General features: G+C 47.4%; 12 protein-coding genes. 8 read left to right on the top strand and 4 right to left on the bottom strand.

Going from position 1 to position 11,937, the window contains the following annotated elements; genetic code table 11:
* Positions 1 to 255 precede the first annotated feature (255 nt).
* Positions 256 to 1,704, top strand: a complete 1,449-nt coding sequence (atpD, locus tag NIES593_RS18310) for a F0F1 ATP synthase subunit beta (RefSeq protein ID WP_015142097.1) — start codon at positions 256 to 258, stop codon at positions 1,702 to 1,704.
* Between the two features lie 111 nt (positions 1,705 to 1,815).
* Complete coding sequence (atpC, locus tag NIES593_RS18315) at positions 1,816 to 2,232, top strand: ATP synthase F1 subunit epsilon (RefSeq protein ID WP_073600945.1); 417 nt, start codon at positions 1,816 to 1,818, stop codon at positions 2,230 to 2,232.
* Positions 2,233 to 2,242: 10 nt separating this feature from the next.
* On the opposite strand, the gene NIES593_RS23700 is transcribed toward atpC, so the two are convergent.
* Positions 2,243 to 2,443 (bottom strand): hypothetical protein, encoded by a 201-nt coding sequence (locus tag NIES593_RS23700; RefSeq protein WP_139253743.1) that lies wholly within the window; start codon positions 2,441 to 2,443, stop codon positions 2,243 to 2,245.
* 87 nt (positions 2,444 to 2,530) lie between these two features.
* On the opposite strand from NIES593_RS23700, the gene cax reads away from it, so the two are divergent.
* The 5 genes from cax (at position 2,531) to NIES593_RS18340 (ending at position 7,426) form a co-directional block, all read left to right on the top strand.
* Positions 2,531 to 3,628, top strand: coding sequence for a calcium/proton exchanger (gene cax, locus NIES593_RS18320; protein ID WP_073600946.1), 1,098 nt, complete (start codon positions 2,531 to 2,533; stop codon positions 3,626 to 3,628).
* A 155-nt stretch (positions 3,629 to 3,783) separates the two neighbouring features.
* A complete protein-coding gene (locus NIES593_RS18325; RefSeq protein ID WP_073600947.1) occupies positions 3,784 to 5,652 on the top strand; it encodes an ArnT family glycosyltransferase in 1,869 nt (622 codons plus the stop codon).
* 446 nt (positions 5,653 to 6,098) lie between these two features.
* Entirely contained in the window at positions 6,099 to 6,326 is a 228-nt protein-coding gene (locus NIES593_RS18330; RefSeq protein WP_073600948.1) for a DUF2811 domain-containing protein, read from the top strand.
* Between the two features lie 25 nt (positions 6,327 to 6,351).
* Entirely contained in the window at positions 6,352 to 7,008 is a 657-nt protein-coding gene (gene pth / locus NIES593_RS18335; protein ID WP_073600949.1) for an aminoacyl-tRNA hydrolase, read from the top strand.
* A gap of 94 nt (positions 7,009 to 7,102) precedes the next feature.
* On the top strand, positions 7,103 to 7,426 hold the full coding sequence (locus NIES593_RS18340; protein WP_175561174.1) for a 30S ribosomal protein PSRP-3: 324 nt from the start codon (positions 7,103 to 7,105) through the stop codon (positions 7,424 to 7,426).
* Positions 7,427 to 7,553: 127 nt separating this feature from the next.
* Here the strand turns inward: NIES593_RS18340 and NIES593_RS18345 are convergent, their stop codons facing one another.
* The 3 genes from NIES593_RS18345 to NIES593_RS18355 are packed head-to-tail and all read right to left on the bottom strand — an operon-like array spanning position 7,554 to position 10,499.
* The gene (locus NIES593_RS18345) at positions 7,554 to 8,387 is read right to left on the bottom strand and encodes a hypothetical protein (protein ID WP_073600950.1); all 834 of its coding nucleotides are present in this window, start codon (positions 8,385 to 8,387) and stop codon (positions 7,554 to 7,556) included.
* Positions 8,388 to 8,416: 29 nt separating this feature from the next.
* A complete protein-coding gene (locus NIES593_RS18350; protein WP_073600951.1) occupies positions 8,417 to 9,775 on the bottom strand; it encodes a sensor histidine kinase in 1,359 nt (452 codons plus the stop codon).
* Positions 9,776 to 9,821: 46 nt separating this feature from the next.
* Complete coding sequence (locus tag NIES593_RS18355) at positions 9,822 to 10,499, bottom strand: response regulator transcription factor (protein ID WP_073600952.1); 678 nt, start codon at positions 10,497 to 10,499, stop codon at positions 9,822 to 9,824.
* A 326-nt stretch (positions 10,500 to 10,825) separates the two neighbouring features.
* Between NIES593_RS18355 and NIES593_RS18360 the strand changes: the two genes are divergently transcribed.
* Positions 10,826 to 11,902 (top strand): SGNH/GDSL hydrolase family protein, encoded by a 1,077-nt coding sequence (locus NIES593_RS18360; protein WP_073600953.1) that lies wholly within the window; start codon positions 10,826 to 10,828, stop codon positions 11,900 to 11,902.
* The last annotated feature ends 35 nt before the right edge of the window (positions 11,903 to 11,937 follow it).

The raw sequence follows: 11,937 nt of genomic DNA on the forward strand, positions 1-11,937 counted from the left end.
GAGTCAGAATTCAGAAAAAATTGCTTTTATCTTCTCTTCAGATTTTCTGGCTCCCGTAATCTGGGGAAAAACCAAGACAAACATTGCCAAAATAGTTTTTAGCGTCGGCGATCGCTCGCCCAAACTAAAGAAGGGATAGGTTAGCTTATCCGACGATCCCGATTAAGTGATAATCTAAAAGATGGCAAATTTCACATTTCGTAAAACTCTTGCCCATAGCCTAAATTATAAGCTAACCACCAAGTAGACATAAGCATGGTAGCCACAACAGAAAAAACCGTAGGCAAAATCACCCAAATTATCGGTCCGGTCATTGATGCCGAGTTTCCTAGCGGCAAGCTTCCCCGGATTTACAATGCTTTAAAAGTTCAAGGGAAAAACTCAGCAGGACAAGACGTTTCCGTCACTTGCGAAGTCCAGCAATTATTGGGCGATAATCAAGTTCGAGCCGTTGCCATGAGCAGCACTGACGGCTTAGTGCGAGGTATGGACATTAGCGATACGGGCGCTCCCATTAGCGTTCCAGTCGGAAAAGCTACTCTGGGTCGGATTTTCAACGTTTTAGGCGAACCCGTCGATGAAAAGGGTCCCGTTGAAGTTACCGAAACTTTCCCCATCCATCGACCCGCTCCCAAATTAGTCGATCTGGAGACTAAGCCCAAAGTTTTCGAGACTGGGATCAAGGTGATCGACTTGCTCACTCCCTATCGTCAGGGTGGCAAAATCGGTCTGTTTGGCGGTGCTGGCGTAGGTAAAACCGTCATCATGATGGAGTTGATCAACAACATCGCCATTCAACACGGCGGCGTATCCGTGTTCGGCGGGGTAGGCGAGCGCACCCGCGAGGGAAATGACCTATACAACGAAATGATCGAATCTAAGGTCATCAACCCCGACAACCCTAGCGAGTCCAAAATTGCACTGGTGTACGGTCAGATGAACGAGCCGCCAGGAGCAAGAATGCGCGTTGGTCTATCAGCGCTGACCATGGCGGAATATTTCCGCGATGTCAACAAGCAAGACGTATTGCTTTTCATTGACAATATTTTCCGTTTCGTCCAAGCTGGTTCCGAGGTATCGGCGCTGTTGGGTCGTATGCCTTCTGCCGTAGGATATCAGCCTACCCTAGGAACCGACGTAGGAGATCTGCAAGAGCGCATTACTTCTACCAAGGAAGGTTCGATCACTTCGATCCAAGCCGTTTACGTGCCGGCTGACGACTTGACGGACCCCGCTCCGGCAACCACTTTTGCTCACTTGGACGGAACGACGGTATTGTCTCGCGGTCTAGCGGCTAAGGGAATCTATCCCGCTGTCGATCCCCTCGATTCTACTAGCACGATGTTACAGCCCGGTATTGTCGGCGAAGATCACTATAATACTGCTCGCGCCGTACAAGCCACCCTACAGCGTTACAAAGAGCTACAGGATATTATTGCGATCCTCGGTTTAGACGAACTGTCTGAAGACGATCGCTTGACGGTAGACCGCGCCCGCAAGATCGAGCGTTTTCTGTCTCAGCCCTTCTTCGTGGCAGAAGTATTCACTGGTTCCCCAGGAAAGTACGTCACTTTGGCAGATACTATCAAAGGATTCAAGATGATTCTGGCTGGAGAACTCGACGAGTTGCCAGAGCAAGCTTTTTACATGGTAGGCAACATCGAAGAGGCGATCGCCAAAGGCGAAAAACTCAAGAAAGGCTAATTGCAGTTAGTTGGTAGTTAGTGGTTGTTGGTTAGCGGATAATATTCTTCCCTAACGACTACCGACTAACTACTAACGACCTAATGACTAACGACTAACCTTAATAAAAATATGACCTTAACAGTACGAGTAATTACCCCAGACAAAATTGTTTGGGACGATGCAGCTCAAGAAATTATTTTGCCTAGCACGACGGGGCAATTGGGAATTCTCACGGGACACGCTCCGCTGTTGACGGCTTTGGACATTGGCGTGATGCGAGTTCGTCCCGGTAAAGATTGGCGAGCGATCGCACTGATGGGGGGATTTGCTGAAGTCGAAAACAACGAGGTCAAAGTTCTTGTCAATGCTGCCGAACTGGGCGACAAAATCGATCGCGAAGCGGCGCGTGCCGAATATACGCAGGCACAAGCAAATTTAGAAGAAGCTACTAAAAGTGGCGATCGCGCCAAACTCATCCAAGCCGAGCGAGCCTTGAAACGAGCCAGAGCGCGTTTTCAAGCAGCAGGCGGCATGGTTCAAGTCTAGAATATCCGATTTAGGCTGGCAATTTAAAAATGACTAGGGCAGACAAACGCCTGCCCTTTTTGTCAATCGTACAAATATGTGAAGTGCCATCCCGATGGGCTGGCTTCCTGGACTCGGCTTTCCATGGTTTAGGCTGATGTCCTAGTCTTGCAACTAGCTTCTCAGGCGTTGATTCCGGCACTTCCTGCCGTACTAATGTATAGCGTAACACAACGATCGATCTTCAGCTACCGTGGAACTGTAACAATCTACTCGTGAAGCTCGAATTTAACGCAGCCATTTTGAATGAGGGGATCTCGTGCCGCAATTTCTTTCGCTTCCTCTATTGAAGCTGCTTCTATTAGTCTTTATCCCTCTGTCGATCGCAGCCAAATGGTTGGATTGGGGAACTCTAGCCGTTTTTCTCACCTCAGCCTTAGCCATCGTGCCCCTGTCTCTTTGGTTGGGCACCGCTACCGAAAAAGTTGCTATTGTTACGGGGCCTTCTGTAGGCGGCCTAGTCAACGCAATCTTTGGCAACGCAACGGTATTGATTATCACCCTTATCGCTTTGAGAGAGGGATTGGTCGATCTAGTTAAAGCTAGCATTACGGGCAGTATTCTCAGCGATTTGCTCCTGTTTTTAGGAGCAGGAATGCTAGCGGGTGGATTGCGCTACAAAGAATTAGAATTTCAGCCGATCCTGGCACGAGTCAATGGTTCGTCGATGACGCTGGCAGCCTGCGCGATCGCTCTCCCGACTATGGTAATCTATACCTCAAATGTAGTCGATGCTATCGCCATCACAAACCTCTCGATTATTGTGGCTACAGTGCTAGCAATCGTCTACGGTTTGACGCTTCTGTTTTCCCTAAAAACTCACAGCTATCTCTATGATGTCGGTTTAGCAGATGAAGAAAATTCTGACTTATCCGACACCGATAAGGCTAAAATGCCCTCTCTGAAAGTTTGGCTGTCAGTTTTGCTAGTATCGACCGTCGCGGTTGCCTACGAGTCAGAACTCTTCGTTGAAGTTGTCGAATCAGCCATACAGGGATTGGGACTGACTCCCTTATTTACCGGAGTCATTCTCCTGCCTCTCATTAGCGATGTTTCGGGAGTTGTTACCGTCGTTCGGCTAGCCCTCAAAAATAAGATGGATCTGACGGTTTCTGTAGCGATGGGAGATAGCCTGTTAATTTCCCTGTTTGTTGCGCCCTGTTTGGTGCTGGTGGGACAACTAATGGGTCAAGATATGGATCTCAATTTTAATCCCTTTGAAGTCGTCGCTCTAGCTGTTGCCGTCACGGTGTCGAATCTGATTAGCTTTAGCGGACATTCTAACTGGTTAAATGGCATCTTGTTACTGGCAACTTATATTATCTTAGGGGTCGCTTTCTACTACCATCCAGCTTAAATATCATTGGCACTCGATTTCCATTGAGCCTCTACGAACAATCTTTCGCTGTCCTGCGTCAATCTATCAATCCTCAACTCGACGCGATCGCGCCGAGTTAACTATCTCTCCTAGTTTCATGCTAACTTTACACCTGGAGGGAGGAGATTTTGACCTTGAAGCTAGCTGATACGATTAAAGACTGGTGGCAATCGTTTGAAAAATCCCCTAAGAGTGCTTGGGTATTTTCGATTATCTGGTTAGCGTCTGTTTGCTGGCTGGCGTTTTTGTGGAATCTCGGCAGGATCGGATTGATTGACGAAACCGAACCTCTATTTGCCGAAGCTGCCCGCCAGATGATTGTTAGAAGCGATTGGATTACGCCCTATTTTAATGAGGTAACGCGCTTCGATAAGCCGCCTCTGGTTTATTGGCTGATGGCGATAGGCTACAAGCTAATCGGAGTCAATGAATGGGCGGTAAGATTGCCTTCGGCACTAGCTGCGATCGCGATCGCAATTCTCTGCTTTTTTACCTTACGCTATTTTGGCTTCGCTACGCCTGCGGCAGCTCAAACGCACCAACTCAGAAGAACTCAGCGTCAATTATGGCTTTCTGCTTGGCTTGGGGCTGCGCTAGTGGCTCTCAACGCTCATACGATCGCATGGTCGCGCCTGGGCGTTTCTGATATGCTGCTGAGCGGGTGTATGGGAACGTCTCTGCTGTGCTTTTTTTGGGGCTATGCAGAAGAAGGAAAAAGGAAGAATGCTTTATTTTTCCTTCCCAATCCCTGGTATTTGGGTTTTTATGTATTAAGTGCGCTGGCAGTTTTGACAAAAGGCCCGGTTGGGATTGTTTTACCCGGACTAATTATCGTGACTTTCCTGCTTTATGTGGGGAGGTTACGGGAAGTTTTGCAAGAGATACGCTTGATTGGGGGAGGACTGATTTTTCTGGCTGTCTGCTTGCCCTGGTACGTTTTAGTCACGATAAAAAATGGAGAGGCTTTTCTTAATTCTTTCTTTGGCTATCATAATTTCGATCGCTTTACCAGCGTCGTTAACAATCATTCGGCTCCCTGGTATTTTTATTTTTTAATCGTACTGGCTTTATTTGCTCCTTGGTCGATCTATTTACCTCTGGCTATTATGCGCCTTCGTTTTTGGCAGCGTTCTTTTTGGACTCAGCAGCCCCGTCGCGCTCATCTGAGTTTATTTGCGCTTTTTTGGTTTGTCGATATTTTTGTCTTCTTTACTATTTCGGTGACTAAGCTACCCAGCTATGTTTTGCCCTTGATTCCCGCTGCGGCGATCTTGGTTGCGTTGGTTTGGAGTAAAGAACTATCTCGCGATTCGCAATGCATTAGTTCGGAAAGTCGCTTCTTAAAAATTAATTATGGCTTGTTAATTAGTGCGAGTTTGAATATTCTTTTGTTGTTTCTTTTGGCTATAGTTTCTTTACAAATTCCTAGCTTAGTCGGCAGCGATGCCGCTATGGAGAATTTATCTGAGTTAATTCAGCGATCGGGAGTTCATTTACGTGGGGGAACGATCTGGGCGATCGCGGGTATTGTCAGTCTTTTTTTTCTCAGAAAAAGAACTTCTTGGCGTTGGATAATTGCCGCTAATCTCGTCGGTTTTATTGCCTTTACGATCTTCTTTATCGATCCCGGCTATGCTTTGATGGATGCAACTCGTCAACTTCCCCTGCGGCAACTTTCTGAGGCGATCGCTCAGGTAAGACAACCGGGAGAAAGGTTAATGATGGTCGGTTTCAAAAAGCCAAGCGTTGCTTTCTACACTCAACAGTCGGTTGGCTTTTTCTGGACGTGCGATCGCTCGGCTACCAATTTTCTCCAAAATCTCGTCAATACCTCTCCTGATGACTCTACCGTTTTGATAATCGGGCAACCTGACGATATTGAAAAGACTGGTTTGCAATCCCAAGATTATCGGGTGATTGAGGAAAAAGCACCCTATCAACTGATTCGGGTAGCAACGCGAAGAGCGCTACATTACTGCTTAAGGGATAATAATGCAAATTAAGTTTTTGATTTTTTACTCAAATTGTAACGCGGACAAATTTTCAAAAATTTGCAATTCTTATTTTTTTCGCCTCTTTTCCCCCATAAATTCCCCACTATTTCCACAAGGAATTCTACTTTTTCCACAGTTTTCCCAGACTTTTCCACAGGCAACTATGGCAAATTAAGTGTTTGCAATTGAGTGAGGAATTTCGCTTTTTGAATGATGCTAAATTGACAATACTGAGTTCTTGTAAAGATATGTAAAAAAAAGAGATTACAAAGCCTATTTTTTCGTAAATCTTGATTTTTTCTAAAGATTTTTGTAACATTTCGTAGCATTGACAATGCTACCCCATCTGAGCAAAAAATAGAGCCTACACCAAATAATTTTGCTTGAGGCTGGCTTAACTTTAGGTAAACAGAAAAGCCGAAAAAATTCTTTGTATTTATCTTTGAGGGATCTAAATGAGTATATCCGTTAGCATTGTGGCAGAAATTCCTGAAGAACTACACGAATCACTGCAAAACTATCTAGAGACTCATCCAGCTTGGGATCAAGATCGAGTCTTTGCCGCAGCGCTTTCGCTATTTTTGTTAGAAAATGAGAAGAGTCAAACCAATCCCCATTCTCAGGACTACTTTACCTGCGCCCGCGTTTACTTAGAAACGCTCCTCGGACAATCGAATTATTAGCGATTAGCGGTCAGTAGTGCTCGTCATGACTCAAGAAAACACCAGTCTTGTCATTCCCGAATTGATTGTTGGTTTAGGCAATCCCGAATCAAAGTACGACAGAACGCGACACAATATCGGCTTTGAAGTTGTCGATCGCCTGGCGCAGTTCTGGCAACTTTCTTGGCAGCCTAACGGTCGCTTTCACGGGCTGTTTGCTGAAGGAATCGCTCCTGGCGGCAAAAAGATTCGCCTGCTCAAACCCCTAACCTATATGAATCGTTCCGGACAGTCAGTTCGAGCAGTAATAGATTGGTACAAAATGACTCCTCAGTCCGTGCTGGTCATTTACGATGATATGGACTTACCCTTGGGACGATTGCGGCTGCGCCTATCGGGTTCTGCTGGCGGACATAACGGCATGAAATCGATTATCTCCCATCTCGGAAGCCAAAATTTTCCTCGCCTGCGCGTTGGAATCGGAAAATCTAATGGTAAGGTCGAGACGATTTCTCACGTTTTGGGGCGATTTTCTCCCCAAGAAGCCCCCATCGTCTCTGAGGTACTCGATCTAGCCGTCAAAGCCGTAGAAACTTCTCTAAAAGAAGGCATCGCCAAAGCCATGAGCCTCTACAACAATCGTAGTGTGGCACCCTTGCCACTTTCAGTCACTCCAAAGGAGCCACTGATAACTGATAACTGAAGGCACTCAAGGGCGATGCCTTCATTCAGAAAGGTAAAGCATGCGGTAGAATGGTCTATTGTACATTTAACGACATTAGATTGAGATATTTTTTTTGGAGGGGTCATTGGAGTCACGATTTATTTTAAAAGTGCTTTGGTTGGATCAAAATGTAGCGATCGCAGTTGACCAAGTTGTGGGTAAAGGGACAAGCCCTCTGACTGTATATTATTTTTGGCCGCGCAATGATGCTTGGCAACAGCTAAAAGAAGAGTTAGAAGCCAAACACTGGATCGCTGAAAACGAGCGGATCGAGATCCTCAACAAAGCCACAGAAGTGATTAATTTCTGGCAAGATCTCCGCAACCAAGGCAAGCACATCAGCATGGCTGAGGCGCAGGCTAAATTTCCAGAAGTCATCTTTACAGCCAGTAATTAATGCTTAGGGAAAAAGATTAAAGTTAGTGGATTCCACCGTGCGGGGGCTGTCGTGGTTCGCCGCCGATTTTTTTAGTAGTAGAGTGCGCTTTTTAGCATCCTACTACTATTGTGAGCCTACCGAACTATCAAAAATTCTGTTTAGAACTCTTCTTATCGAAGAGAAACGTATTGACCAAATAACCGATTCCTATTCCCGCTACTAAAATCGCCATTACAAATAACATTAATCTAGAAAGCGGAATGGAAAAAGAAGAAGCATGGGAAACCGAAGAAATCAGCGAAACTGAAGAGATAGCTCCCACTGCATCGATATCAGCACCTCCCCAGCCAACCCATTCTCCATTGTTCCAGATGCCGTCGTGTTCTCCCTCTTCGGGATCGTCAGTGAGACGAACATAGGCAAAGTAGTCTTCCGGCCCCCATCCAAAAGCATCGATATCGATCCCACTGCGTTTTTTATCCGTCCGACCGACGGCATGCCAGGTCTTCCCGTCCTTGCTAATTTCGACAAAGACCGATTCGGTTCTCTCGCCTGCTTCAAAAATCCATAAATCTAGAGCGCTATTGCCGCTTCCTGTCAAGGCATTGTTAGTAAATCGTAATGTAAGGCTGCCGCCGAGTCCCAGAGATACGTCGTGACGAGCCGATAGAGAAGCCAAAGGATGTCGCGGGTCAGTCGAATTGGGAGCGCCTAAAGCGCTTACGGCATTGTTGAATGGTTCTTGAACGTTGGGGAGGCGATCGTCGTTAAGATAAATAACTGGCTCGTAGGAGACGATGGTATCGGCGAAAGAAACTTCCCCTGCCGGAAAGTCAACCCCATAAAACGTTGTCACTGGCGCGACCATCTCTTTGACGAACCCAACTGCCATAGCACCAAATGCCGCCAATAGCGCTAGAATAACGAGTCGACGTGCCAAGGTTGGCTTAGCGACTTTTGATAGCGTATTTACTGTCATAACCGAATCTGCCTATGGTTGGTTATATTTTACTTGCTCGTTTGCATTGACTGAGCGCGAACTCCCTCAAGCGGCAATTCTCGCCGCTGTCCAGCAGGAAGGGAAGAGGTGGCGGCAGCATTCAAAGGCAAATATACGGTAAAGCAGCTCCCTACTTTCAACTGACTGTTGACCGTAATTTTTCCGCCATGACGCTGGGCGATCGCGACGGCAATAGACAGTCCCAAGCCCGTACCCCCTTCGCGACGAGAGCGGGCTTTGTCCGCTCTCCAGAAGCGATCGAACACGAACGGCAGTTCTTCGGGAGCGATCCCGATCCCGGTGTCTTTCACGTCAATGATGGCAAAGCGATTGTTTCTCATGAGGCGAAGTATCACCCGACCGCCGGAAGGCGTGTATTGAATGCCATTGCGCAGCAGATTAGAAAATAAACGACTCAATTGAGAGCGATCGCCGTCGATCGATACCGCAGCGAGTTCTTGGTAGTCGATCTGCACCCCCTTTTCTTGGGCAAAGGGACCGAACAAATCCACTAATTCCTGCAAAATGGTATTGAGTGCGATTGGCGAGCGTCCCCCCTCAAACGCCGAACTCGGCGTATCGGTGCGAGCGAGAAATAGCAAATCTTCCGTCAGCTCGATCATCTGGCTGGTAGCAGAGGCGATCGCCGATAGCTTTTTAGCATCCTTGGGATGAATGCGTTCGGGATGGTTGCGCATCACGTCCACAGAGGCTTTAATCGCCGTCAGAGGACCGCGCAACTCGTGGGAAGCATCCGCCGTAAACTGTTTTAAGCGCTGAAAACTTTGCTCGACTGGCTCGATCGCCCGCTGACTCAGCCAGAAACCAGCCAAACCTACCAATCCCAGGGTCGTTACCGCCCCCATTCCCATTCCCCACAGCAGTTGGCTTTGGATCGCTTCGATTTCCTCTGTCGATTGACTGACCCGAATATAGCCTTCTAGGGAAGGAGAATTCGCCTCGGTGTCCCCTTCGGTGACGGGGATGGTGAAAGTCCGAATTTGTGCTGGTCTTTGCATCCGCTCGATCGTCCAAAAACCGGGTCTTGGCGGTAGGGCTAAATTCAGCGTTCCTTTAGAGACGAGCGGCTGACCTTCTGCATCGAACCATTCTACGCTCTGTCGTTCTCGATAGAGGATCTCGCCCCAACTGACGCGATCGACATCCTCCAAATACCGCTCTTTTTTGGCTTTGACTTCGTTAAGAGACGGAACGGCAGATTCAGCGAGCGTTTGCAATTTCTTATCTAATTCGCGATAGAGACTGCGACTAAAAAAAACATAGACTCCCGTCCCAAAAAGACTCAAAATGGTAGCCATTGCAGTTAGATAGGACAATAAAAGTCGCCAGCGCAAATCTTGAAACATCGGTCATAAGCTATTCAAAAAAACTGTCATAACTGAAGCGTTTGCATTAAGGTTTTTGTTTGAGCCGATAGCCCAGACCATATACCGTCTCGATAAAATCAGCAGGTGCACCTGCCGCTTCTAGTTTTTGTCGCAAACTTCTGATGTGCGCTTTCACTGTCGATTCTTCGGGAATTTGGTCGAACGACCAAAGCTGTTCGAGAATTTGCGCCCGACTGAATACCCGACGACCGTGACGCAGGAAAAACTCTAACAAGCGGTACTCTGTGGGGCTGAGGGTTAAGGAACGGTTTTCATAGGAAACTTCGCAGGTACTTGGATCGAGACGCAACTCTCCCCACTCCAGCACGGGCGGAAGCGGCGAACTACCCCGGCGCATCAAGGCTCGAATTCGAGCCGATAATTCTTGTAGGTCAAAGGGCTTAACTAAGTAGTCATCGGCTCCCGCATCGAGTCCCAAAACGCGATCGCTAACTGTATCTCTGGCTGTTAGCATCAGGATCGGCGTAGTGCATCCTTGAGTGCGCAACCGTCGGCACAGATGGATTCCATCTATTTTAGGCAGCATCACGTCCAACAGGATCAGATCGTAGGTAAAGCTATCGACGAGATCCCAAGCTGCTTGTCCGTCATGGGCTACTTCTACAACATAGTGCTGGTCGGTTAGATCTTCTAGGAGTGCGTCAGCGATCCGCTCGTCATCCTCTACGAGTAAAATCTTCATCTAAACTTCATAATGAATCATGTTTTCTTTACCTATAGTCATCCTATCTGAAACGCGGAAAAATCTGGATTAGTGCTTTATGAATTTAAAGTATACAATAGTCGCTCGTACCATTATGAGCAACGATTTGGGCGATCGAGCACGTCTTGGTTTGCTGAAAAACTTCTCTGCAAAAGGCTCTAATCTCTCAATTGAGAGAGTTGGTGCCAGTAAACTCCGTCGGAGGAAAGAGCGGGGTTCGCTATAATATCCCAGCAAGCAGAAAAGTTCAATTAAATTTCCCTAATCTCAAAAATTTCAGAGAATTTTAACCAGTAAAAGCACTTATGAAGTTTAATTGCAATCTCAAGACCGTAGGTAGAGTCGCGATCGCTCTAACTACTTTATCTGCACTACCAGTCGGGGCGGCAGTCCCCCATTACGACTCGCTCTTTATCTTCGGGGATAGTCTTTCCGACCCTGGCAATTTCTACAATCTTAGCGGCTCTGAGTTTCCACCCCAACCGTTTTATTTTCAAGGACGGGCTTCCAACGGTCCGATCTGGGTAGAATATCTCGCTGACGACTTGGGATTCAACCCGGCACCCATTACTAAGCTGCCTCCCAATAGTGGCATTCCCGCTGATGGCATTAACTTTGCCTTTATTGGTGCAACTACAGGAAGCGCCAACATTGCTCCTCCGCCTTTTCCAGGCATGGCAACGCAGGTCGATACATTCCTTAACTTGCTTAACGGACGGACTGCCGACGAGAACGGGCTATACATCCTCTGGGGTGGCGCTAATGACTATTTAGGCGGTTTGACAACCAACCCTCAAGAACCAGTTAATAATTTATCAGCCGCGATCGCAACTCTTGCTCATGCTGGCGCTCGCAATATTGTCGCGCTTAACCTGCCGAATCTGGGCAAGACTCCTTTAGCTCGCGCTCAGGGTTCCGTAGTTGCCGAACAGCTCGATCTATTAACTCAAGCGCATAACGATCTCCTAGCGCAGAGCCTCGATCGATTAAGTCGCTCGTTCCCTCAGACTAACATTATCTCGGTAGATTTTAACGGTTTATTCGCGTGGATCGCGTCCGACCCAGGCTCGTTCGGTTACAAAAATATCACCGATAACTGCACGGGAATAAACTTTCCGACCGTCGATTCCGATAACCTTCCGGGTTGGCTTGCCTGTAGCTCGGCTCTGGCAAATGACCCCAAAGCCTTCTTATACTATGACAATCAGCACCCAACCACTGCTACCCATCGGCTAATAGCAGATACGGTTCGTCAAAGAGTCACCCAAACCGTACCGGAACCTACCGCGCTCTCGGCTATGGCGTTATTGGGTTTGTGCTTTCTTGGAGGAGCGGTAAAAAAGTACGCTTCTCATAGGAGATGTAAACTACCCCACGCCTAAAAGGGCGGGGGCTTTCGGTAGCCCTTGAGTTATCG

It is taken from the genome of Hydrococcus rivularis NIES-593 (assembly GCF_001904635.1).
In the GTDB taxonomy this organism is placed as follows: domain Bacteria; phylum Cyanobacteriota; class Cyanobacteriia; order Cyanobacteriales; family Microcystaceae; genus Hydrococcus; species Hydrococcus rivularis.

Bases quoted from the DNA above. Each gene is read 5' to 3' on its own strand.
- atpD (WP_015142097.1), top strand. From the start codon at position 256: ATGGTAGCCACAACAGAAAAAACCGTAGGCAAAATCACCCAAATTATC.
- atpC (WP_073600945.1), top strand. From the start codon at position 1,816: ATGACCTTAACAGTACGAGTAATTACCCCAGACAAAATTGTTTGGGAC.
- NIES593_RS18330 (WP_073600948.1), top strand. From the start codon at position 6,099: ATGAGTATATCCGTTAGCATTGTGGCAGAAATTCCTGAAGAACTACAC.
- pth (WP_073600949.1), top strand. From the start codon at position 6,352: ATGACTCAAGAAAACACCAGTCTTGTCATTCCCGAATTGATTGTTGGT.
- NIES593_RS18345 (WP_073600950.1), bottom strand. From the start codon at position 8,387: ATGACAGTAAATACGCTATCAAAAGTCGCTAAGCCAACCTTGGCACGT.
- NIES593_RS18350 (WP_073600951.1), bottom strand. From the start codon at position 9,775: ATGTTTCAAGATTTGCGCTGGCGACTTTTATTGTCCTATCTAACTGCA.
- NIES593_RS18355 (WP_073600952.1), bottom strand. From the start codon at position 10,499: ATGAAGATTTTACTCGTAGAGGATGACGAGCGGATCGCTGACGCACTC.
- NIES593_RS18360 (WP_073600953.1), top strand. From the start codon at position 10,826: ATGAAGTTTAATTGCAATCTCAAGACCGTAGGTAGAGTCGCGATCGCT.